We start from the raw sequence: 19,693 nt of genomic DNA on the forward strand, positions 1-19,693 counted from the left end.
TGGATGGGCGCGGTGAAGTTGGCCGCGACGGCGACCTGCACCTCGTCGGCCAGCGCCGCGTGGGCGGCCAGGCAGGCGGCCAGGGCCAGGGAAAGGCGGGCGAATGCGTGTTTCATCAATGTGCTCCAGTGGTGGGTTGTCGTTCTATGTCTGCTGGCAGGCGATGAGCCCCTGCATCGCTGTGTTCAAAACTATATAGCGAGGTACGTAACCAGGCCTGTCGCCAGGCCGAAATACGGCCCGCCTATCCAATCATTGCGGTTCCGCGGCTAGGCGGGCTCGACCTCCCCCTGCTGGAGCACGCAGTGTGGCAGCAGGTCCGAGGGTATCTGTTCGCCATGGACGATACGGGCGGCCAGCACCCCATCCTCCAGCAGCGGCGCGATGACGGCGCCGGGGCGCAGCTGGCGGATGCGCGGAAGGTTCCGCGAGTCATTCACCGTCACCACGGTGAGCGCGGGGCTGGCGAGCGTCCGCAAGGCGCGCAGCACGGACAGGTTGCGCGCATCGTCATCGAGCATTGCCAGCACGGCCACCGCCCGCTCCGCGCCCGCCCGCCGCAGCACTTCCGCGTCCCCGGGGTCGCCCCGCAAGCTGTCCGGGCCTTCCGCCGACGCCCGCGCGGGCAGCAGGCGGATCGCCGCCTGGCCCCTGGCGGTCAGTTCCCGCCAGGCGTTGAGGGCCAGGGCGCCGTCGCCGATGACGATGTAATGTTCAGCGCGCGTCATTCGCCGCGCCCCAGAGGCCGTCGAACGGCAGGAAGTTCAGCCACTCCCCCGCCTCGAAGGTCCTTCCCGCCGGGATTTCGAGCAGGCCGTCGGCCAGCGTCGCGCTCAGCAGGGTGCCGGAACTCTGCCCCGGCAGCAGGCGGGCGATACCGTCCTCGATGCGCACACGCAGGTATTCCTGGCGGGTGCCCGCCTTCGGCCAGTCGAAGCCCACCGGCAGCGGCTGGCGCCTGGGCTGGACCGCGGCCACGCCCATCCGGCGCAGCAGGTAGGGCCGCACCAGCAGCAGGAAGGTCACCAGGGACGAGCCGGGGTTCCCCGGCAGCCCGATGAAAGGCGTCGCCTCCAGCTTGCCGAAGGTGAAAGGCTTGCCCGGCTTGATGGCCAGCTTCCAGAGCATCACCTCGCCCTGCTCGCGCAGGAGCTTGCCGATGAAGTCCGCCTCGCCCACTGAGACGCCGCCGGAACTGAGGATAAGGTCGCTCGCGCTGCCTGCGGCGAGGGCCGTGCGGATCGCCTGCGGGTCGTCTCCGACGCGGCCCAGCTCCACGACCTCGCAGCCCAGGCGCTGGAGCAGCGCGCGCAGCACCGTGCGGTTGCTGTCATGGATCTGCCCGGGCGCGAGCGCCTGGCCCGGGGGGACCAGTTCGTCGCCGGTGGAAAGCAGCGCGACCCTCGGCCGCCGCACCACCGGCACGCTCGCGTAGCCCTGGGAGGCCAGAACCCCCAGGGACACGGGGCCCAGTACCCGGCCAGCGTTCAGCAGCGGTTCGCCGGCGGCGATCTCGTCCGCCTGCGGCCGGACGTTGGCGCCGGCCCGCGGCTGGCCTTCGACCCGTACGTGCTGGTCGTCCAGGCGCGTGCAGTTCTCCTGGATCTGCACGCAGTCGGCCCCTTCCGGCAACGGCGCGCCGGTGTAGATGCGCGCGCAGGTGCCGGGCTCCAGCGGCGCCGGCGCCTGGCCGGCGAAGATCGTCTGGGAGACCCGCAGCGCCCGTCCGTCCAGGTCGGCAAGCCTGAAGGCATAGCCGTCCATGGCGCTGTTGGCCCAGGGCGGCGAGTCGATCCGGGCGAACAGGTCGCGCCCCAGCACGCGCCCATCGGCCCGGGCCAGCTGCAGTTCCTCGATGTCGGCGATGGGCGAAGCCTCCGCCAGGTCCAGCAACCGGCCCAGGGCTTCGTCGACCGGCATCAACCCCTTGGCTTTCATGGGCGCGGCCCGCAGGTATTGCCGGGCTTGAGGTGGGCGACGAAGTTGCAGGGGCGGTGCCGCGAATCGAGCTGCTCGACGAGGATGCCTTCCCAGGCGGTGCGGCAGGCGCCGGTGGAGCCCGGCAGGCAGCACACCAGGGTGCCGTTGGCCAGGCCGGCCAGGGCGCGGCTCTGCACGGTGGAGGTGCCGATGTCGAGGATGGACAGCGCGCGGAACAGCTCGCCGAAGCCTTCGACCTGCTTGTCCAGCAGGCAGGCGACCGCCTCCGGGGTGCTGTCGCGGCCGGTGAAGCCGGTGCCGCCGGTGATCAGTACCACCTGCACCGCTTCCTCGGCGATCCAGGCGGCGACCTGGGCCCGTATCCGGTAGAGGTCGTCCTTGAGCAGCACGCGCGCCACCAGGCGATGGCCGATCTCGACGCAGCGGCTGGCCAGCAACTCGCCGGAAGTATCGGTTTCGAAAGTTCGCGTATCGCTGACGGTCAATACCGCGATATTGAGTGGAATGAATTCCGTATTCGGCTTGACGTTCACGCCCGTCGCTCCAGTTGGAAGTTTCCGCGCCAAACTAGAGATGAACGACCAGGCCGTCCAATCGATATGGCAAACCCCATGATCGGGGGTCTCTATCGGCAAATGGAGCGCGGCCCTGAAGCCGTTTTAAAACCCCATGCAATGCGTCGTTTCCGTCATAGAGGCGTCTTATCGACGGATCGGAAGAAGCGATTGGACGCTATTTGGCCACGTGCGTAACCTGAAAAACAGGCAACAGAATCCAAGGGTGCCGTGATGGTGCTGATCGACGAAACTCGAACCGATATATCCGACATCAATGCGCCGCCCGACCCCGCGCAAGCCTACAGTTATGTTGAGTTGGGCGAGAACTGGATAATCGGCGAGGCCGTACTTGCCCGGGAAACCGCCCTGGCCATCAGTTACAACGGCATCAGTCAGGCCGTGATGATGGTATCGCCCGGCAATATGGAAGATTTCGTCAGGGGCTTCAGCCTGACCAATGAAATCGTCACTTCCCTGGATGAAATCCACGATATAAAAGTCAGCCGTTCCGGCGAGGCGTACCTGGCGCAGGTCGAACTGGCCAACCGCGCCTTCTGGGCGCTGAAGGGCCGCCGCCGGCAGCTGGCCGGCACCAGCGGTTGCGGCATCTGCGGCGTCGAGGCGCTGGACCAGGCGCTGCCGGCGCTGACCCCGCTGCGTTTCGCGCCGCTGCCGGAGGCGAGCCTGCTGGAAGGCCTGCGCGAGCGGATCGGCGTCGCCCAGACGGCCGCCCGCGGCAGCGGCGCCCTGCACGCCGCCCTGTACCTCGACGGGCAGGGCGAGGTCCGCCTGTGCCGCGAGGACATCGGCCGGCACAACGCCCTGGACAAGCTGATAGGCGCCATGGCCCAGGCGCGCATCGACCCCGCCGAGGGCTTCGTCGTCGTCACCAGCCGCTGCGGCCTGGAGCTCGTCCACAAGGCGGTGCGCGCCCGCATCGGCACCCTGGTCAGCCTCTCGGCGCCCACCGCGCTGACCGTGGAATGGGCGCGCCGCAACCAGCTCAACCTCATTCACGTCCCCCACCGCAGCCTGCCCAGGCTCTACAGCCCGGCGCCCTGACAGGCGCGCCCCGGAGTCCCGATGAACCAAACCCATGAGTCGGCGGCGACGCTGACCCACCTGGACAACCGTGGCCATGCCCGCATGGTCGATGTCACCGCCAAGCCCGACAGCCAGCGCGAAGCCGTGGCCGAAGCCTGGATCAGGATGAAACCCGAGACCCTCGAGCTGATCCTCGAGCAGGGCCACCCCAAGGGCGACGTCTTCGCCACCGCGCGGATCGCCGGGATCATGGCGGCCAAGCGCACCCACGAACTCATCCCGCTGTGCCACCCGCTGCTGCTCAGTGCGGTCAACGTCGAGCTCAAGCCGGTGCGGCCGGACTCGGTGCGCATTGTCGCGACCTGCCGCCTGAAAGGCGCCACGGGAGTGGAGATGGAGGCCCTGACGGCGGCCAGCGTCGCGGCCCTGACGCTCTACGACATGTGCAAGGCCATCGACCGCGGCATGCAGATCGACTGGGTGCGTCTGCTGCGCAAGGCCGGCGGCCGCTCGGGCCTGTACCAGGTGGAGGATGCGCGATGATCCGGCTGCAGTACTTCGCCCGCTACCGGGAACTGCTCGGCAGCGAGGGCGAGGCCCTGCCCTGGCAAGGCGCCCTGGCCACGCTGGAGGACATCCGCGAACACCTGGCGAGCCGCGGCGGCGCCTGGGCCGAGGTATTCACCCAGGCCAATATGATGTGCGCGCGCAACCAGGAACTGTGCGCCCTGGACGAGCCGGTCGCCGACGGCGACGAGGTGGCGTTCTTCCCGACCGTGACGGGTGGCTGAATAGCCGGCCGAGTGGACGGGCAGCGCCTCGGCGCCGCCCGTCCCTACGTCCTCAGGTCCCGGTTTCCTCCGCCCCCGCGGGCGGCGCCGGCGGTTCGGCCGCCTCGGGCCTGGCACCGCCCTTCTCCAGCGTCACCTTGCCGGCCTCCTTGTCGTAGCCCAGCGCGACGCTGTCCCCGGATACCACCTTGTCACCGAGGATTTCCCGCGCCAGCCGCGTCTCCACTTCCTGGCGTATCTGCCGCTTCAGCTCGCGGGCGCCGAACTCGGGCTGGTAGCCCACCTCGACCAGGTGGTCGACCAGGGCATCGTCGACCGTCAGGCTGATGTCCTGCGCGGCCGCCGTGCGCACCACCCGCTGCAGCTGGATGCGGACGATGGCGCGGATGTCGTCGCGGGACAGCGCATGGAACACGATGATGTCGTCGACGCGGTTGAGGAACTCCGGTCGGAAGTGCCCCTTGAGCACGCCCATCAGCTCGTCGCGCAGCGCCTTGTCGTCCATGCGCTCGGCCTCGGGGCGCTCGAGGTTGTCCATGATGATCGAGGCGCCGAGGTTGCTGGTGGCGATGATGATGGTGTTGCTGAAGTCCACCACCCGCCCCTTGCCGTCGGTGAGCCGGCCGTCGTCGAAGACCTGCAGCAGCACGTTGTTGACGTCGGGGTGGGCCTTCTCGATCTCGTCCAGCAGGATCACGCTGTACGGCCGCCGGCGCACGCGCTCGGTCAGCTGGCCACCCTCGTCGTAGCCGACGTACCCCGGCGGTGCGCCGATCAGCCGGGCCACGGCATGGCGCTCCATGTACTCGGACATGTCGATGCGGATGATCGCCTGCTCGTCGCCGAACACGCTCTCCGCCAGCGCCTTGGCCAGCTCGGTCTTGCCCACCCCGGTCGGGCCGAGGAACAGGAAGGTGGCGATGGGACGGTGGGCCTGGCCCAGCCCCGCGCGCGACAGGCGCACGGCGTCGCTGACCGCCACCACCGCGTGCTCCTGGCCGATCAGGCGCTGGCGCAGCGTTTCTTCCATCTTCAGCAGCTTCTGGCGCTCTTCCTGGGTCAGCTCCGCCACCGGGATGCCGGTCAGCCGCGAGACCACCTCGGCGATGGACGACGTGGTCACCTCCAGTGTCTCGGAGCCGGTCTTGCGCTCCCAGGCCTCGGAGCGTTCATCCAGCTGCGCCTGCTTCTCGCCGATCAGTTCCTCGAAGCTCTTGGCCTCGTCGAAGCGCTTGCGCGAGGTCGCGTAGTCCTGCTCGCGCTTGAGCTGGGCGATCTCCGCCTCCAGCTCCTGGATGTCCGCCGGCCGCGAGGTGGCGCCGATGCGCACGCGGGCGGCGGCCTGGTCGATCAGGTCGATGGCCTTGTCCGGCAGGAAGCGGTTGGTGATGTAGCGGTCGGCAAGCTCCGCTGCGGCGACGAAGGCGTCGTCGGCGAAGGTCACCTGGTGGTGGGCCTCGAGCTTGTCGCGCAGGCCCCTGAGGATGACGATGGTCTGCTCCACCGTGGGCTCGGGGACGAACACCGGCTGGAAGCGGCGTTCCAGCGCGGCGTCCTTCTCGATGTACTTCTGGTACTCGTTGAGCGTGGTGGCGCCGATCAGGCTCAGCTCGCCGCGGGCCAGGGCCGGCTTGAGCACGTTGGCGATGTCGAGCCCGCCCTCCTCGCCGCCCTGCCCGGCGCCGACTATGGTGTGCAGCTCGTCGATGAACAGCACCAGCTCGTCATGCTTGGCCGTGACCTCGTCGATCAGTTGCTTGGCCCGCTCCTCGAACTCGCCGCGGTACTTGGCGCCGGCGACCATCGAATTCAGGTTCACCTCGACCAGGCGCTTGCCGCGCAGCACTTCCGGCACGTCGCCGTTGACGATGCGCTGGGCCAGCCCCTCGACGATGGCCGTCTTGCCGACGCCGGGCTCGCCGATCAGCACGGGGTTATTCTTCTTGCGCCGGGCCAGCACCTCGATGGCGTTCTCGATCTCCTGGGCCCGCCCCAGCACCGGGTCCAGCTTGCCCTGGCGCGCCAGCTGGGTGAGGTCACGGCCGAACTTGTCCAGCGTCGGCGTGCCGCTGGGCGTATCCACCCGGCCGTCCTCGGCGCCCTTGCCGACGATCTTGACCACCTTCTGGCGCAGCGTCTCCGGGGTCACGCCGTATTTCTTCAGCAGCGTGCCGGCCAGGCTCTCGGGCACCGAGGCCAGGCCGATCAGCAGGTGCTCCGGGCCGACGTAGGAATGCCCCAGGTCGCGCGAGGCCTGGAAGGCCAGCTGGAAGGCCTTCTTCAGGCGCGGCGAGATGGTCATGCGGTCGACCGGCGCATCGGGCGAGGCGTTGCCGGTCTGCGCATGCTGGTCGATGTAGCCCTTGATGTCCTGCGGCGACAGCTTCAGCTCCTTGAGCAGGGCGGACACCACGTCGGTATCGGCCAGCACGTACAGCAGGTGCTCGGTATCCAGCTCGTTGCGCCTGAGCTCGTGGGCCTTTTCCGCGGCGCGCTGGAGTATCTCCAGGGTCTGGGCGCTGAAGGCGTCGGTGGCGTCGACCGACTCGCGGGGCACTTCGGCGGCCATGCCGAACCCCTCGCCCTCGTCGCCCGCGCCACCGCCGAAGCGGTCGAAGAAACGCGAAAGCCCGCCGCCCCCCAGCAGCGAGTCGAACGGATTCAGCATGCTCTGGTGCCGCATCAGCTGGCGGTAGTCGTGGTCGCAGATCGACATCGACTTGCGCTCGCCATTCTGTACGACGGTCACGCGGGCGACAGCGGGTCTCGCATTACAGATTTCACAGAGATTCGCCATGATGAACTCTCTCCACGGAACAAGTGGGCGCTTGTAATCGAGCGGCCGCATCTCCAGCAGCGAATAGCCATGAATGAGTTCAATAACGAACCCCAAGTCCTGGCATACGCTGTTTTTTCGAAACGAAAGAGACAGGAAAACTCGAAAAGCAGTAACGGCTATTACACCGTCCGTTCACCATAGTCCGGGAAGTGGGAGGGCGCCAGACGAAATCGACGATAGCCAAACAACGAAAGATGATAAGCAGCCGCGCCATAGTGACGAAACGGCGAAGTAACGCGGAACTATCCGGAAAAGATGACGAACATAACTTTCACAGTGCCTGTCGATGAATGAAAAATTGCACCGCGACAGGCGAAAACCATTGCGACGAAGTGACTCGCCGCAATGGTTCGGGAAAGTTACTGGAAAAACGCGCGAATACGGAAGTTATTCGGCGAGTGACTCCAGCAGGTCCGCGGAGGGCACGAAGAACAGGCTGCCGGTCACTGCGCGGCTGTAATCCAGCAGGCGGTCGTAGTTGCCCGCCGGGCGGCCGACGAACATGTTCTGCAGCATTTCCTCGATGGGCTCGGGCGAGCGGGCATAGCCGATGAAATAGGTGCCGAACTCCCCTGCCCCCGGCCGGCCGAACGGCATGTTGTCGCGCAGGATCTTCACTTCCTTGCCGTCCTTGACCAGGGTGGTGAGGGAGCTGTGCGAGCAGCTCGGCTTGACCGCCTCGTCCAGCTCGATGTCGGACAGCTTGGTGCGCCCGATGATGCGCTCCTGGGCCTCGACGGACAGCTGGTTCCAGCCGGCCATGTCATGCAGGTACTTCTGCACCAGGACGTAGCTGCCGCCGGCGAAGCCGGGGTCCTCGTCGCCGATCAGGGTGAAGTGGGCCGCCTCGCGGCCCGCCGGGTTCTCGGTGCCGTCGACGAAGCCGACCATGCTGCGCATGTCGAAATAGCGGAAGCCCTGGACTTCGTCGACCACCTCCACCGCCTTGCCCAGGCGCGTGACCATCTGCGTCGCCAGTTCGAAGCACAGGTCCATCTGGTCCGCGCGGATGTGCAGCAGGATGTCGCCCGGCGTCGAGACGGCGACGCGCTCGCCGGAGCCTATTGCGCGGAAGCTGTGCAGCGCCGCCGGGCGGGGCGCGCCGAACAGCCTGTCCCAGGCGTCGGAACCAAAGCCGATGACGCAGGAAAGATTGCCCGCCGGCACCCGCTTTCCAACCGAGCGCACCAGGGCGGCGATATCCCCGCACAAGGCGCGCACGGCAGCATGGTTTTCCTCGCCGGAAACCAGTGTCGCCACGAGAAAGATCGCACTACTGGTGATTGGACTATCGACGGCCTGGGGAATGGGGAGTTCTTCTGTCATTTTGCTTGGCAACTACCATCACGGTTGGGCGATCGAGACTACCAGATATTACCGGGCGCATGATAATGCGCCCTCGAAGTGTCGAATTGATTTCACCCGGGAACAAAGAAAGGGGGTGCCGTCCGCACCCCCGAGTATCTGTTGGCCAACTGTCTCAGTTGACTTCGGAGCGCATCACCCGCACCGGAACGGACTTATAGGAAGGTGTTCCGCTGTCCACGTCGATGTAGTCCAGCGGCACCAGTCTATTGGCTTCGGGATAGTACGCCGCAACCGAACCGGCGGCGATCTTGTACTCGATGGCGGTAATCTTCTCGTAACGAAGTTTGCGCCCCGCGGTGATGGTTTCTATATCCACCAGGTCGCCATGTTCCAGCCCCCTGGCCGCCAGGTCGTCCGGGTTCATGAAGAGCACGTCGCGCCGCCCGAAGACGCCGCGGTAGCGATCGTCCATCGCATAGATGGTGGTGTTGTACTGGTCGTGGCTGCGGATGGTCACCAGGCGCAACACGTCCTCGCCCTCCACCACCTTGTCTTCGTGCAGGCCGGGGAAGACGAAGAACTCGGCCTTGCCCGAGGGCGTATCCCACTTGCGCTCGGTCGGCGGCAGCGGCATGCGGAAACCGCCCGGGATGCGTATGCGGGCGTTGTAGTCGTCGAAGCCGGGCACGGTCTTCTCGATCAGCTCGCGGATCCGGTCGTAGTCGGCGACCAGCTCCAGCCAGGGCACCTTGCTGTCCGGCAGCGTGGCGTTGGCCATGCCGGCGACGATGGCCGGTTCGGAGCGCAGCACGTCGGAGGCGGGCTTGAGCTTGCCGGCCGAGGCGTGGACCATCGACATGGAGTCTTCCACGGTCACCGATTGCGGCCCGCCTTCCTGCACGTCGAGTTCGGTCCGCCCCAGGCAGGGGAACAGGAAGCTGTGCTTGCCCACCAGCAGGTGCGTGCGGTTCAGCTTGGTGCCGATGTGCACGCTCAGCTCCAGCTTGCCCATGGCCGGGAAGCACTGCCCGGGGTCGGGCAGCGCCACCGCGAAGTTGCCGCCCAGGCAGATGAGGGCCTTGGCGCTGCCGTCGATCATCGCCTGCATCGCCTGCACGGCATCGTGGCCGTGCTCCGCCGGCGGCTTGAAGCCCAGCACCTGCTCGATTTTGCCGAGGAAGGCGCCCGACGGCTTCTCGGTGATGCCCACCGTGCGGTTGCCCTGGACGTTGGAGTGGCCGCGCAGCGGGCAGATGCCGGCCCCGGGCTTGCCGAAGTTGCCGCGCAGCATCAGCAGGTCGCAGATGAGCCTGACGTTGGCGGTGCCTTCGTTGTGCTGGGTGATCCCCATCCCGTAGGTCACGATGGTGGCGTTGGACTTGGCGTAGGCCGCCGCGACCATTTCCAGGTCAGACTTCTTCAGACCGCTGGCGGCTTCGATGTCCGGCCACTGGGTCGCGTGCAGGTCGGCCACCAGCGCGTCGAAGCCGACGGTGTGGTCCTTGATGAATTCATGGTCGAGCGCGCCGCCCAGGTTCTCCTCGATCTCCAGCAGCGCCTTCATGATCCCCTTGATCGCCGCCGCATCGCCCCCCGCCTTGACCATGAAGTAGGAGGACGCGATGCGCGTGGAGCCGTAGGTGGCCATCTCGATCATGTCCTGCGGGTCGGCGAACCGCTCCAGCGCGCGCTCGCGCAGCGGGTTGAAGACCATGATCGGCACCTTGCGCCGCGACGCCTCGTGCAGCGTGCCCATCATCCGCGGGTGGTTGGTCCCGGGGTTGTGGCCGATGGAGATGATGAGTTCGCAGGTGTCGAAGTCATCCAGCGAAACGGTGCCCTTGCCGATGCCGATCGAGCGCGGCAGGCCGACGCTGGTCGGCTCGTGGCACATGTTCGAGCAATCCGGGAAGTTGTTCGTGCCGTATTCCCGGGCGAACAGCTGGTAGAGATAGGCCGCCTCGTTGGAGGCCCTGCCCGAGGTGTAGAACTCGACTTCGTCGGGCTGCAGCCCGCGGAGTATCTCGCCGATGCGGGCGAAGGCGGTTTCCCATTCGATGGGCTGGTAGGTGTCCGAGGCCCGGTCGTACACCAGTGGGTGGGTGATGCGCCCGAGGTCCTCCAGTTCGTAGTCGGTGCGGTGCAGCAGGGAAGCGACCGGGTGGTTGGCGAAGAACTCGGGGGTGACACGCTTGCTGGTGGCCTCCCAGGTCACCGCCTTGGCGCCGTTCTCGCAGAACTGGAAGGTGGACCGGTGTTCCTTGTCCGGCCAGGCGCACCCGGGGCAGTCGAACCCGGCGGGCTGGTTGGTGCGCATCAGGGTGATGGGCGCCTTGAGGGTATCCATCTGTTCCCGGACGGCCGTGGCCGTCGCCTTGAGAGCGCCCCAACCACCAGCGGGACCATCGTATTTACGAACACCAGGTACCTTGCGTCGAATAGTCATGATCGCTCCATATATACGAGCATGCCGGTAGTTGGGCATGGATCGATGGTTGTATATGTTCAGCCGCTATAGCGATTATCTTCCCGCGCTATAGCGATATTGCCTTGCGCGCTACCCTCCCGAGAAAACAAAACTTCTTTCTTTCAGGAAGAAACCATCGTCGCCAGTCAACGAAAAACTGGCGCCTGTTACATGACTTGTCGAACGGGATCAACAAGAAGTTGCGAGAAAAAATAGCTTGCCCATGCCGCGGGATCGTGCTCTAGAATCTAAGCGGCGCACTTCCGAGATGTCAAGGCAAACAACGAGAGTTGCACAGGCGCAGGCGGGCACTTAGTTAGCTTGCTTTGTGCCCGACACTCTTCGTCGAACTTTCCCTCCACTCCGCGAGGCAGAGAAAGCATGGACACATACAGTTCGACCGCAATTGATCTGGCCCGTCTGCAGTTTGCCTTCACCGTTGGCGTCCATATCGTCTTCCCGGCCATCACCATTGGCCTCGCCAGTTTCCTGACAGTACTCGAAGGGCTTTGGCTTAGAACCGGAAGAGATGTCTACCGGGATCTTTACAGCTTTTGGGTAAAGATCTTCGCGATCAACTTCGGCATGGGCGTCGTTTCCGGACTGGTGATGGCCTATCAGTTCGGCACCAACTGGAGTCGCTTTTCATATTTCGCCGGCGGTATTACCGGGCCGTTGCTGACTTATGAAGTTCTGACCGCCTTCTTTCTCGAAGCGGGCTTTCTCGGCGTGATGCTCTTCGGCTGGGAGCGCGTCGGCCGCGGCCTGCACTTCTTCGCCACCGCCATGGTCGCGCTGGGCACATTGATTTCCACCTTCTGGATATTGTCCTCCAACAGTTGGATGCATACGCCGCAAGGCTTCGAGATCGTCGATGGGCGAGCGGTGCCGGTCGACTGGCTGGCGGTCATCTTCAACCCCTCGTTCCCCTTCCGGCTCGCGCACATGGCCATTGCCGCCTTCCTCGCCACCGCCTTCTTCGTCGGGGCCTCCGGGGCCTGGCACCTGCTGCGCCGCAGCACCGACCCGGCCGCCCGCACCATGCTTTCCATGGCGGCCTGGATGGCGCTGCTGGTCGCGCCCATCCAGGCGGTGGTCGGCGATGCCCACGGGCTCAACACCCTCGAACACCAGCCGGCGAAGATCGCGGCGATCGAGGGCCACTGGGAGAACGTTCCCGGCGAGCCCTCGCCCCTGATATTGGCCGGCTGGCCTGACATGAAGGCGGAAAAGACCCACTTCGCCATAGAAGTTCCAATGCTCGGCAGCCTTATTCTCACCCACAGTCTCGATCGCCAGATTCCCGCATTGAAATCATTCCCGCCGGAAGACAGACCCAACTCCACGGTCATCTTCTGGACCTTCCGGATAATGGTCGCCATGGGGCTTCTGATGATACTTACAGGGTTCTGGAGTTTGTACTTGAGATGGCGCGGTAAACTCTACGATTCCCCGCTGTTCCTGAAGTTCGTGCTCTGCATGGGCCCTTCGGGGCTGATCGCACTGCTGGCCGGCTGGGTAACTACCGAAATGGGCCGCCAACCCTGGGTGGTCTACGGCTACATGCGCACCGTCGATGCCGCCTCGGCGCAAACCACCGCGCAAATGACCATCAGCCTGGTACTTTTCGTGCTCATCTATTTCGTGCTGTTCGGCACCGGCATCGCCTATATGCTGAAACTCGTACATAAAGGGCCGCAGCCCCACGATGCGGAACATCCCATCGAAGGCGGTGCGGGCCAGATGCGTACGCCTGCACGTCCATTGTCGGCATCCGACGACCGTTGACCCGCAAGCATTTCAAACTTGAGGAGTGAATAACATGGGCGTCGATCTCACACTGATCTGGGCATTGATCATCATCTTCGGCATCATGATGTACGTCATCATGGACGGTTTCGACCTGGGCATCGGCATTCTTTTCCTGGCGATAAAGAACAAGGAAGAACGCGACGTCATGATGAATACCGTCGCCCCCGTATGGGACGGCAACGAAACATGGCTGGTATTGGGCGGCGCGGGCCTGTTCGGCGCCTTCCCATTGGCCTACTCGGTATTGCTCAGCGCGCTCTATCTTCCCCTGGTGCTCATGTTGCTGGGGTTGATATTCCGCGGCGTGGCCTTCGAGTTCCGCTTCAAGGCCAGCGACCGGAACCGCCACTGGTGGGACAAGGCGTTCATCGGCGGCTCCATCGTGGCCACCTTCGCCCAGGGCGTGGCCCTGGGCGCCTTCATCGACGGCATACCGGTGGCCGACAACGCCTACGCCGGCGGCAGCCTGGACTGGCTGGCGCCCTTCCCGATCTTCTGCGGCTTCGCCTTGCTGGTCGCCTACGCGCAGCTGGGCAGCACCTGGCTGATCATGAAGACCGAGGGGCAGCTGCAGGCGGAGATGTACCGCTACTCGTCCTACTTCATCTGGATACTGCTGTTCGCCATCGCCATCATCAGCGTCTGGACGCCCCTGTCGCACCCGCAGATCGCCCAGCGCTGGTTCAGCCTGCCGAACCTGATCTACTTCCTGCCGGTGCCGGCGCTGCTGCTCTTCAGCTTCTTCGCCACCCTGATCACCCTCGCCCACCGGGCGACGGTGACGCCCTTCATGCTCACGCTGCTGGTCATCTTCCTGGGCTACAGCGGGCTGGGCATCAGCGTCTGGCCGAACATCATCCCGCCGGCGGTCTCCATCTGGCAGGCGGCGTCGCCGGTGCAGAGCCAACTGTTCGCCCTGATCGGCGCCCTGTTCATCCTGCCCTTCATCCTGATGTACACGTCCTGGAGCTACTACGTGTTCCGGGGCAAGGTGAAGGTCGGCGAGGGCTACCACCACTGATGCCCCGGGCCCGGCGCCGGCAGCCACTCGCTGCCGGCCCAGGCTAGGCCCGTGCGCGGGCCCCCGCCCCCTGCCCCGTGGACGGCAGCGCCCACTGGAAGCACGATTTGCCCAGGGCCTTTGCCACCAGCATGGCCGAATCCGCGGCCAGGACCAGCCCGTCGGCCTGCTGGCCATCGCGGGGGAATTCGGCGACACCGATGCTGACGCCGATCTGCAGGTCCGGGAACTCCTCCAGCAGGCTGGCTTTCGCCACCCCCAGCAGCCGTTCGCACAGCGCTTCGACTTCCGTGCCCGTGGCGCCGGTGATCAGCGCGAACTCATCCCCGCCCAGCCGCGCGAGAAGGTCCCCGTTCCTCACCGTCCGGCTCCATCGGTTGGCGACCCCCTGCAACAGGCGGTCACCCACGGCGTGGCTGTGCAGGTCGTTCACCTGCTTGAAGCCGTCCAGGTCCAGGTAGAGCAGGGTCAGCGACTTCTTCTGGTGCCCCGCCGCCGACAGCGCCTCGCGCAGCGACAGGTCGAAACCGCGCCGGTTGAGCAGCCCGGTCAGCACGTCGTGGCCGGACGCGTATTCAAGGCTCGACAACAACTTCGAACGGGTCTTCATGGTGCGGTGCATGCGCACGGCGACCAGCACCAGAAAGAACAACTGAAGCGAACTCAGGCAGGCGCCCAGAACAAAACATGCAAAGGACTTGATGCCCAGGGCCTGGCCATGTAGCCAGATGAATATCAGAAGCCCGGCCATGGTCGCCCAGGAGAACAGCGACACCCCCAGAAGTGCATTGAACTGATGACGAAGATGGCGGACCAGACTTTCCTGACTAACCTGCAAGACACAACCCCTGGTAAGAATCTCTAGCGCAATTGATCGTCAACCAATTGAAATACTTGAATCATGCGGACGAACGGCGGCACATGGCCCGCGCACTATCCGCATGGCGACGAAACATCTACGAAAGCCCTGGAAGAAAAGCGTGCGAAGACTCAGTGGGGCCACTGAATCCAGAGGTCGAGCAAGGCTCTTTGGCTAATTCCCCGCAAAGCGGTTACTTCTTCTGCAGCCAGCCGTCGACGACATCGCTGCCATATTCCGCCTTCCAGGCCTTCAGAACTTTATGGTTGCCGCCCTTGGTCTCCACGACTTCCCCGCTGTGCGGGTTCCGGTAGACCTTGACCGCCCGGGCGCGACGCTTGGGCCGCGCGCCCCGGCCGCCGCGCGGGCCCGCTTCGCCGAGCGCCTGTGGGTCGAGGATGGCGGTCACGTCGTACAGCGACTTGCCATATGCCGCCATCAGTTCATTCAGTTTCCGCTCGAACTCGATTTCCTTCTGAAGATTGACATCGTTCTTCAGCGACTCCAGATGGGCGATCTGTTCAGCGAGCGCTTTCTCTACAGCGCGAAATTCTGCCAGCTTGGACATGGGAAACCTCTTCAACAAAAGTTTTTCCAATCGAAGAATATACCGGACAAACTCTGCGAATCCAAACACCTGAAGTGCTGAAACCATACATTCGGATATGCCTGCCGAACCATAAGGCAGGCCTACAGGGAAATCACCTCGTTTTCAATCTTCATTCCAGGCACGCTCATTCGATACGGCGATATCGCATATCCGCTGGCAGCCCCATCCGGCTCAAACTACGCGTCCCTGGCCTGGGGCCTTGTGAACATACCTGCCGATACGATCTTGTTCTCTGCAAGCGGGTGGAAACTGCATTTTCGTAGTGTCAGGTATAAGCGGAATACTTGAAGCAAGTTCTATCCGGCTATCGACCGGAATGTTCACGGTTGCGTTGCAACATGGAACGATCCGCAGCCATCCCCCACCCTGACCTGCCGGTTCCATGCGATGCCCGTTTCCCCTGTGGCTGGCGGTCGTTCGCTCGGCTGGCCGCCAAGCTGTATAGTCAATCTATACCTGGCAACTATAATCTGTAGCTATTGAGATAATTGGAGCGTGAGTCCGACGCTACCGATCTTCAGCCGCCAGGCCCTGGCCGAGAACCTTGTCCGCGACCTGGCCGGCGAATCCCTGGCCGACTATGGCTCCGGCATGTTCCTGGCCGCTCCGCGGCGCACCGGCAAGAGCACTTCCTGCGCAACGACCTCGTGCCCGCGTGTGAGCGTCGGGCTGGCAACCCATCTACGTCGACCTGTGGGTGGACCGCGAGAGTGACCCCGCCGACCTGATAGCGGGTGCCATCGCCAAGGTGCTGGCTGAGCACGAAAATACCTTCACCAAGGCGGTCCGCAAGGCCGGCATCGAGAAGAGTGGAAGGCCAGCCGGGGTGAATACGCCCTGGAAGACTCGTCCATGGCGCAATGGCTGACCTGCAACAAGCGGGAGGTCGGGTGAGCGCACAGCTACCCGCGGTCTGACCGGGCAGCGCCGCCCTGCCCTCGCCTCACGCCATCGGCTTGTCGTCGACGCGGTCCCGGGAGGCGCGGGCGGCCAGGGCGTCGAAGGTGCCCGCCGTCAGTGCCTCCTCGCCCTGCTCGTCGAGCAGCCGGCGGAACACCAGGTGCTCCGGGAAGCTGCGGCCGATCAGCGTCAGCAGGCGCAGGCCGCGGTCGGTCAGCTCGAAGTTGTTGCCGGTGCCGCCGTGGTCGCGCGGCCGGTCCTGGATGAAGCCGCCATCGAACAGCACGCCTTCCAGGTCGCCCGCCACGCGCTTGACGTGGTCGACGCTGCCTTCCAGGGGCTCGCCCCGGGCGATGCGTTCCTCGGCCACTTCCTCGCCGTACTCGCGGGCCTTGTAGGGTTCGTCGGCGCATTGCTGGGCGTGCAGCAGCAATTGTTCGATCAGGTCCCAGTCGTAGCTCATGGCGTGTCTCCCGCGTGGGTCGATGGCTTGCCGGCGTTCGCCGCCGGTCCTGCCTGTTGCGACTGCCGGGCCGGCCGGGAGTTCGAACGCACCGAGCAACGGCGCGCCTTTTCCGTTGGGCAATTCTTTCGAACTCGTCGCCGCCAGGGGTTCCAAACCCTGGTGAGTGCCGCGCCGCGAAGCGTGGCCAGCCACCGCGCCCGCGTGGCGCTTCCGCGAAGGAGCCCGACCATGAGTACGAACCTGCAAGGCAAGAAGGTCCTGATCATCACCGCCAACGCCGGCATCGAGCGCGACGAACTGCTGCGCCCATTGCAGGCCCTGAAGGAGCAAGGCGCCAGCGTCACCCATGGCAGCGTCAAGGGCGGCGAGGCCCAGACCTGGCTCAAGGACAGCGAGAAGGACCTGAAGGTGACCTCCGATGCCCGTCTCCAGGGCCTGAGCGCCGCGGACTACGATGCCCTGGTGATTCCCGGCGGCACGGTGAACGCCGACACCCTGCGCCAGGATGCCGATGCGCAGCGCCTGGTCCGCGAGTTCTCCGAAGCCGGCAAGACGGTCGCGGCCATCTGCCATGGGCCCTGGCTGCTGATCGACGCCGGCGTGGTTTCCGGCAAGACGCTGACCTCCTATTCCAGCGTGCGCACCGACCTGGTCAACGCCGGGGCCGACTGGGTGGACGCCGAGGCCATGGTCTGCCCGGCCCAGGGCTGGACCCTGGTCACCTCGCGTAACCCCAACGACCTGCCGGCCTTCGACGAGGCCATCGGCAAGGCCCTGCAGGCGGCCTGACGCCCATTCACCGAAGCAGACGGAGGGACAGCAGATGAGTACACAGAACCTGGGCCGCTGGGAGCGGCTGTTCTCGGTGGCCCTGGGCCTGGCCGGCGTGCGCAACGGTTTCCGTCGCGGCGGCCGTGCCGCGCCGGCGACTGCGCGCGGCCCTCGTTGCAGGTGCCCCATGGGAAGGAAGAATGCGGCGAAATGCGCGGGCAGGCGATGCAAAAGGACAAAAAGAAGCGCCCCGTCCCTGGGGCCATAAGTAAGGGGAGTTCGCCCGAATCATTCAGGCAGAGCGCCAGGGGCTGCGCAAGCCATGTTCGAAATATCGAGCCTATAAAGTCGATTCCTGCATATTGCATGAAGAAGGCGCAGCGGCAGGCCGCATCATGCTGATATCAAGGTAATGCCACTCATCCCGAAACCCGCTGAATACGCGGCCTACGGATAATCCCCCGATTTCCCTGCTCTGCCTCGTATTCATAATTTCAACCGATTCCTTTTTTCGCTTGAGTCATCGTGGTCAGAGGATTACTTTTCCAGTTCTTCCGCAGCACTCTTCCCCGGCTGTCTTCGGGGCCTTCCCTCCTGTCAGGTTGTTCCCCCCTCCATGCGAACCCTATTGAGTCCCGCGCAGCAGCAGGCTGCGGTGGCGGAGTTTCTTCTCCGCGTTCCCGCCCTGGCGCGGGAGATCAAGCGCTCCCGCCTCGAGGAAAACGAGGACGAACAGGCCTACCGCCTGCGCAAGGGCTGGGCCGAGCTGTGCATCCACGCCCGCTGCATGGGCATGGAGCCCTGGCTGTTCGCCCACCTGCTGATCGGCACACCGGCCGAGCAGATAGAGCGCCTGAAGACTTCGCACAACCCGCTACTGCCCGACTGAACCGGCCGCTCCCGCTCACTCGCCCTGTTCCGTCGAGCCGGGCGGCTGGGCCAGGCCGCGGGGCCCGGCGATGCCCCAGATGGCCAGGCCCAGCACCGGGAAAATGGCGATCAGCAGAGCCCACAGGGCCTTGGCATTCACGCCCTTGTCGCTGCGGAACACGCTGACGATGGCCCACAGGTCCAGCAGCACGATGATCACCGCGGCGGCGATCAGCATCAGGGATACGAACGTGGTCATGGCGCACCTCCTCGGCTCGTTCGATGTCTGCGGTGGGCCGGCCCGCGCGGCCAAGGTTCCATCGCCTGGACCGGCGCCGTGGCGACCTACCGTTCGTCCCGGTGGCTGAACGTGGCCACCGCCCCCCAGTCCTCCGAGAGACCGCCGGCCGCATGCCCGCGGGCATCCACCGACCGACAGGAGGACTGGCACATGGGTTGGAACGACCATCGGGACGCCGCGTTCACGGCTGCGCTGCGGCAGCTGTTCGCCCAGGGCAGCCTGGAGCCGGACAGCCGCGAGGAGATACTCGCCCGCTACATCCTCGAACACGGTTTCGCCGCGCTGTCCGAGGAGCAGCAGCAACGCTTCCGCGACGAGCTGCTGCCGCGGCTCAAGGAGGTGTCCGGGGCCACCGTCCTGCCGATGGACATCCCCCTGCAGGAAACCACGCCGCCGCCCGCCGGCGGCATCAACGACCCGGGCAACGAGGACCCCGGCTCGCTGCTGGAAAGCGAACGGCCGGACGACCCCACCAAACATTCCCGCTGACGGCCCGCCGCAACGGAAGGAGGCTCATCGATGATCCCGTTCACGACCCTGCTGACCCAACCGAAACATGCCTGGGGCGACCTCAGCGCCAGCGTCGACCGCCACCCGCGGGCCTTCGTGCCGCTGTGGCTGGCCCTGCCGCTGATCCCGGCGGTCTGCCTGTTCATCGGCACCACCCAGGTGGGCTGGCAACTGCCGGGCAACGACCAGGTGCAATACCTGAGCGCCAGCAGCGGGGCGCTACTGGCGCTGTGGTGCTACCTGGGCTTTCTCTGCGGGGTGGTGATCATGGCCTACCTGGTGCGCTGGGTGCTGTTCCGCACCGAGAGCCGGCCGGACATCGGCCGCAGCATGGCCTTCACCACCACCATCGCCGTGCCGCTGATGCTGGCCGGGGTGGTGGCGCTGGTGCCCTACCGCTGGGTGATGCTGCTCGCCGCGGCGCTGGCCACGGCCTGCTCGGCCTTCCTGCTGTTCAGCGGGCTGCCGGTGTTCATGCACCTGCGTCGACGCTCGGCGGTGTTCTACGCTTCGTGCATCCTCGGCTTCGGCTTCCTGGCGCTACTGACCACGGCCTTCGCCTTCCTGGAACTCTGGGGGCAGAGCATGGCCGGCAGCGGCGAATACCTGGAGCAGTGAGTGCGGCG

The 19,693-nt window shown here is 65.3% G+C and carries 19 protein-coding genes and 2 pseudogenes; 10 read left to right on the forward strand and 11 right to left on the reverse strand.

Annotated features, from left to right (window positions below; all coding sequences use genetic code 11):
- The 4 genes and pseudogenes from VV867_RS06740 to moaB all read right to left on the reverse strand — a co-directional run.
- Positions 1-116 (reverse strand): annotated as a pseudogene (locus VV867_RS06740) (molybdate ABC transporter substrate-binding protein); the annotation flags it as partial.
- 153 nt (positions 117-269) lie between these two features.
- Positions 270-728 carry an NAD-binding protein gene (locus tag VV867_RS06745; protein WP_328565936.1) on the reverse strand — a complete coding sequence of 153 codons (459 nt, stop codon included), beginning with the start codon at positions 726-728 and terminating at the stop codon, positions 270-272.
- Positions 715-1,938: a molybdopterin molybdotransferase MoeA gene (locus VV867_RS06750; RefSeq protein ID WP_328565937.1), complete on the reverse strand. Its 1,224-nt coding sequence runs from the start codon at positions 1,936-1,938 to the stop codon at positions 715-717. Before VV867_RS06750 ends, VV867_RS06745 begins: the two co-directional genes overlap by 14 nt.
- Positions 1,935-2,474, reverse strand: coding sequence for a molybdenum cofactor biosynthesis protein B (gene moaB, locus VV867_RS06755; protein ID WP_328565938.1), 540 nt, complete (start codon positions 2,472-2,474; stop codon positions 1,935-1,937). The genes VV867_RS06750 and moaB overlap by 4 nt, the downstream gene beginning before the upstream one ends.
- A gap of 255 nt (positions 2,475-2,729) precedes the next feature.
- Here moaB and fdhD point away from each other — a divergent pair, with 255 nt between their 5' ends.
- Genes fdhD through VV867_RS06770 form a run of 3 tightly spaced genes read left to right on the forward strand, consistent with a single transcriptional unit; the run spans position 2,730 to position 4,333 of the window.
- A complete protein-coding gene (gene fdhD / locus VV867_RS06760; RefSeq protein ID WP_328565939.1) occupies positions 2,730-3,560 on the forward strand; it encodes a formate dehydrogenase accessory sulfurtransferase FdhD in 831 nt (276 codons plus the stop codon).
- A gap of 21 nt (positions 3,561-3,581) precedes the next feature.
- Complete coding sequence (moaC, locus tag VV867_RS06765; protein WP_328565940.1) at positions 3,582-4,085, forward strand: cyclic pyranopterin monophosphate synthase MoaC; 504 nt, start codon at positions 3,582-3,584, stop codon at positions 4,083-4,085.
- Positions 4,082-4,333: a MoaD/ThiS family protein gene (locus VV867_RS06770; protein ID WP_328565941.1), complete on the forward strand. Its 252-nt coding sequence runs from the start codon at positions 4,082-4,084 to the stop codon at positions 4,331-4,333. Before moaC ends, VV867_RS06770 begins: the two co-directional genes overlap by 4 nt.
- Before the next feature lie 52 nt (positions 4,334-4,385).
- On the opposite strand, the gene VV867_RS06775 is transcribed toward VV867_RS06770, so the two are convergent.
- The 3 genes from VV867_RS06775 to VV867_RS06785 all read right to left on the reverse strand — a co-directional run bounded on the left by VV867_RS06775 (position 4,386) and on the right by VV867_RS06785 (position 10,926).
- Positions 4,386-7,133: an AAA family ATPase gene (locus tag VV867_RS06775; RefSeq protein WP_442965008.1), complete on the reverse strand. Its 2,748-nt coding sequence runs from the start codon at positions 7,131-7,133 to the stop codon at positions 4,386-4,388.
- A gap of 426 nt (positions 7,134-7,559) precedes the next feature.
- On the reverse strand, positions 7,560-8,498 hold the full coding sequence (locus tag VV867_RS06780) for a Dyp-type peroxidase (protein ID WP_328565943.1): 939 nt from the start codon (positions 8,496-8,498) through the stop codon (positions 7,560-7,562).
- A gap of 154 nt (positions 8,499-8,652) precedes the next feature.
- The gene (locus VV867_RS06785) at positions 8,653-10,926 is read right to left on the reverse strand and encodes an FdhF/YdeP family oxidoreductase (RefSeq protein ID WP_328565944.1); all 2,274 of its coding nucleotides are present in this window, start codon (positions 10,924-10,926) and stop codon (positions 8,653-8,655) included.
- 402 nt (positions 10,927-11,328) lie between these two features.
- On the opposite strand from VV867_RS06785, the gene VV867_RS06790 reads away from it, so the two are divergent.
- Both VV867_RS06790 and cydB read left to right on the forward strand, forming a co-directional pair.
- Entirely contained in the window at positions 11,329-12,735 is a 1,407-nt protein-coding gene (locus tag VV867_RS06790) for a cytochrome ubiquinol oxidase subunit I (protein ID WP_109935366.1), read from the forward strand.
- A gap of 34 nt (positions 12,736-12,769) precedes the next feature.
- Complete coding sequence (gene cydB, locus VV867_RS06795; protein ID WP_109935367.1) at positions 12,770-13,780, forward strand: cytochrome d ubiquinol oxidase subunit II; 1,011 nt, start codon at positions 12,770-12,772, stop codon at positions 13,778-13,780.
- A gap of 43 nt (positions 13,781-13,823) precedes the next feature.
- Here cydB and VV867_RS06800 read toward each other — a convergent pair whose 3' ends face one another.
- Positions 13,824-14,618, reverse strand: coding sequence for a GGDEF domain-containing protein (locus tag VV867_RS06800; RefSeq protein WP_109935368.1), 795 nt, complete (start codon positions 14,616-14,618; stop codon positions 13,824-13,826).
- Between the two features lie 214 nt (positions 14,619-14,832).
- Positions 14,833-15,207 carry a histone-like nucleoid-structuring protein, MvaT/MvaU family gene (locus tag VV867_RS06805; protein WP_328565945.1) on the reverse strand — a complete coding sequence of 125 codons (375 nt, stop codon included), beginning with the start codon at positions 15,205-15,207 and terminating at the stop codon, positions 14,833-14,835.
- A 537-nt stretch (positions 15,208-15,744) separates the two neighbouring features.
- Between VV867_RS06805 and VV867_RS06810 the strand changes: the two are divergent.
- Positions 15,745-16,057: pseudogene (locus VV867_RS06810) on the forward strand (hypothetical protein); the annotation flags it as partial.
- Positions 16,058-16,192: 135 nt separating this feature from the next.
- On the opposite strand, the gene VV867_RS06815 reads toward VV867_RS06810, so the two are convergent.
- Positions 16,193-16,612, reverse strand: coding sequence for a transcriptional regulator (locus VV867_RS06815; protein ID WP_275630214.1), 420 nt, complete (start codon positions 16,610-16,612; stop codon positions 16,193-16,195).
- A 231-nt stretch (positions 16,613-16,843) separates the two neighbouring features.
- Between VV867_RS06815 and VV867_RS06820 the strand changes: the two genes are divergently transcribed.
- Positions 16,844-17,404 (forward strand): type 1 glutamine amidotransferase domain-containing protein, encoded by a 561-nt coding sequence (locus tag VV867_RS06820; protein ID WP_109935371.1) that lies wholly within the window; start codon positions 16,844-16,846, stop codon positions 17,402-17,404.
- Between the two features lie 598 nt (positions 17,405-18,002).
- Positions 18,003-18,275: a hypothetical protein gene (locus VV867_RS06825; RefSeq protein ID WP_109935372.1), complete on the forward strand. Its 273-nt coding sequence runs from the start codon at positions 18,003-18,005 to the stop codon at positions 18,273-18,275.
- A gap of 15 nt (positions 18,276-18,290) precedes the next feature.
- Here VV867_RS06825 and VV867_RS06830 read toward each other — a convergent pair whose 3' ends face one another.
- Positions 18,291-18,515 (reverse strand): PLD nuclease N-terminal domain-containing protein, encoded by a 225-nt coding sequence (locus VV867_RS06830; protein WP_089393165.1) that lies wholly within the window; start codon positions 18,513-18,515, stop codon positions 18,291-18,293.
- Between the two features lie 192 nt (positions 18,516-18,707).
- Here VV867_RS06830 and VV867_RS06835 point away from each other — a divergent pair, with 192 nt between their 5' ends.
- Together VV867_RS06835 and VV867_RS06840 are read left to right on the forward strand one after the other, a co-directional pair.
- Positions 18,708-19,046 carry a hypothetical protein gene (locus VV867_RS06835; RefSeq protein WP_089393166.1) on the forward strand — a complete coding sequence of 113 codons (339 nt, stop codon included), beginning with the start codon at positions 18,708-18,710 and terminating at the stop codon, positions 19,044-19,046.
- A 30-nt stretch (positions 19,047-19,076) separates the two neighbouring features.
- Positions 19,077-19,685, forward strand: coding sequence for a Yip1 family protein (locus VV867_RS06840; RefSeq protein ID WP_089393167.1), 609 nt, complete (start codon positions 19,077-19,079; stop codon positions 19,683-19,685).
- Positions 19,686-19,693 lie beyond the last annotated feature (8 nt).

This window comes from Pseudomonas sp. JH-2, from assembly GCF_036231725.1.
Classification (GTDB): Bacteria; Pseudomonadota; Gammaproteobacteria; order Pseudomonadales; family Pseudomonadaceae; genus Pseudomonas; species Pseudomonas delhiensis.

Excerpts from the sequence above, each read along its gene's own strand:
- VV867_RS06750 (WP_328565937.1), bottom strand. The coding sequence starts at position 1,938 with ATGAAAGCCAAGGGGTTGATGCCGGTCGACGAAGCCCTGGGCCGGTTG.
- VV867_RS06840 (WP_089393167.1), top strand. The coding sequence starts at position 19,077 with ATGATCCCGTTCACGACCCTGCTGACCCAACCGAAACATGCCTGGGGC.
- fdhD (WP_328565939.1), top strand. The coding sequence starts at position 2,730 with ATGGTGCTGATCGACGAAACTCGAACCGATATATCCGACATCAATGCG.
- VV867_RS06815 (WP_275630214.1), bottom strand. The coding sequence starts at position 16,612 with ATGAGCTACGACTGGGACCTGATCGAACAATTGCTGCTGCACGCCCAG.
- VV867_RS06835 (WP_089393166.1), top strand. The coding sequence starts at position 18,708 with ATGGGTTGGAACGACCATCGGGACGCCGCGTTCACGGCTGCGCTGCGG.
- VV867_RS06820 (WP_109935371.1), top strand. The coding sequence starts at position 16,844 with ATGAGTACGAACCTGCAAGGCAAGAAGGTCCTGATCATCACCGCCAAC.
- VV867_RS06805 (WP_328565945.1), bottom strand. The coding sequence starts at position 15,207 with ATGTCCAAGCTGGCAGAATTTCGCGCTGTAGAGAAAGCGCTCGCTGAA.
- VV867_RS06830 (WP_089393165.1), bottom strand. The coding sequence starts at position 18,515 with ATGACCACGTTCGTATCCCTGATGCTGATCGCCGCCGCGGTGATCATC.
- VV867_RS06785 (WP_328565944.1), bottom strand. The coding sequence starts at position 10,926 with ATGACTATTCGACGCAAGGTACCTGGTGTTCGTAAATACGATGGTCCC.
- VV867_RS06825 (WP_109935372.1), top strand. The coding sequence starts at position 18,003 with ATGCGAACCCTATTGAGTCCCGCGCAGCAGCAGGCTGCGGTGGCGGAG.
- VV867_RS06770 (WP_328565941.1), top strand. The coding sequence starts at position 4,082 with ATGATCCGGCTGCAGTACTTCGCCCGCTACCGGGAACTGCTCGGCAGC.
- VV867_RS06780 (WP_328565943.1), bottom strand. The coding sequence starts at position 8,498 with ATGACAGAAGAACTCCCCATTCCCCAGGCCGTCGATAGTCCAATCACC.
- VV867_RS06745 (WP_328565936.1), bottom strand. The coding sequence starts at position 728 with ATGACGCGCGCTGAACATTACATCGTCATCGGCGACGGCGCCCTGGCC.
- VV867_RS06790 (WP_109935366.1), top strand. The coding sequence starts at position 11,329 with ATGGACACATACAGTTCGACCGCAATTGATCTGGCCCGTCTGCAGTTT.
- moaC (WP_328565940.1), top strand. The coding sequence starts at position 3,582 with ATGAACCAAACCCATGAGTCGGCGGCGACGCTGACCCACCTGGACAAC.
- cydB (WP_109935367.1), top strand. The coding sequence starts at position 12,770 with ATGGGCGTCGATCTCACACTGATCTGGGCATTGATCATCATCTTCGGC.